This is a genomic window from Brevibacterium sp. VCM10 (genome assembly GCF_000583215.1).
Taxonomy (GTDB): Bacteria; Actinomycetota; Actinomycetes; order Actinomycetales; family Brevibacteriaceae; genus Brevibacterium; species Brevibacterium linens.
Genome location: NZ_JAJB01000053.1, coordinates 1 through 1,180 on the forward strand (window position 1 = coordinate 1; position 1,180 = coordinate 1,180).

The 1,180-nt window shown below is 63.5% G+C and carries 1 protein-coding gene; it reads right to left on the reverse strand.

Translation table 11 applies throughout. From position 1 onward, the window contains the following. Positions 1-329: 329 nt before the first annotated feature. Positions 330-1,025 (reverse strand): rhomboid family intramembrane serine protease, encoded by a 696-nt coding sequence (locus tag AD89_RS0115235; protein WP_025780315.1) that lies wholly within the window; start codon positions 1,023-1,025, stop codon positions 330-332. Between the last annotated feature and the right edge of the window lie 155 nt (positions 1,026-1,180).

Sequence of the window (1,180 nt, forward strand, 5' to 3'; positions counted from 1 at the left end):
CGCGGATCGACCAGACAATCTGCATTCAGCGGGTCCCCCACGCGTTCCGGCATTCGCAGTTCCCGTCAGCAATCCACAAGCACCGAGTTATACCCAAGCCGGGTGCGTCGCTTGTGGAAAACTTATTTTAGGCCTCTGACGAGGCTAAACACACGCGTGTAAGTTATCCACCTTGTGGATAGAGCTTGTGGACAATGAATTTTCCACTGCGGAGTGCACACAGATCGGCTTTTGTCTGGTAAAAGCCTGACAACGCCGAGGAGGCTCTCCGCACCTGCCGATCGTCTCGAACTCAGAGACCGAGACAGGGAGCGGAGCCCGGTCCGCGCTCACAGCCCGAGGCCGGCCATCTTCCACGCCCCGCCGACCGCCATGAGCACCACCAGGCCGACCGAGCTCGCCGTGAACACGAACGTCCGGGACCGCTGTGGTCCCAGCAGCCCCGCACAGCCGAGGACGAATCCGGTGATCAGCCCGCCGAGGTGGGACTCCCAGGACACCCCCGGAACGAGGAGTCCATAGCCGAAGTTGAGCGCGACGAACACGAGAACCCCGGCGATGTTTCGGTCGAGTCGACGAGTCGGGGCCAAGAGGACCCCGACGATCGCGAACACCGCACCCGACGCACCGATGTGGTTCGTCACCCAATCGACGCTGAAGGGGTCGGCCAACAGGAGCACCATGGCCGAACCGCCGGCGGTGCCGATGATGTAGACGGTCAGGAACGTCCAATGCCCCAGGGCTCGTTCGACGAAGGATCCGAAGAAGAACAGCCCGATCATGTTCGCCAGCAGGTGGAACGGTGAGGGCTCCTCGTGGACGAGTGCGACCGAGAGCACCCGCCACGGCTGGTCGAGCGTGAGCGCGGGAACGAAGCTCAGCCGCCGCAGCAAGTCGAGGCCGGGTATGAGCTCCGCGAGAAAAGCCACGATGGTGACGATGAGGAGCGTGCGGGTGATCAGCGGCGGGGATGCAGAGAGGGCCCGGCCGGTTTCCCGTGCCGAGCCCTCCTCAGGTGTGTCCATCACACCATGGTACTCAGTGGTCCTCTGCGGACAGTGATTCACTTCGCGGTGATGTCGACCTTCTCGATGACGACCGGCTCGACCGGCTTGTCCATCGCAGCGGTGCGCACACCCTCGATCTCGTCGACGACCCGCTGCGAGGCCTCATCGGCGAC

What these genes read in the sequence shown, in the direction of transcription:
- AD89_RS0115235 (WP_025780315.1), bottom strand. Translation starts at nt 1,025, where the DNA reads ATGGACACACCTGAGGAGGGCTCGGCACGGGAAACCGGCCGGGCCCTC.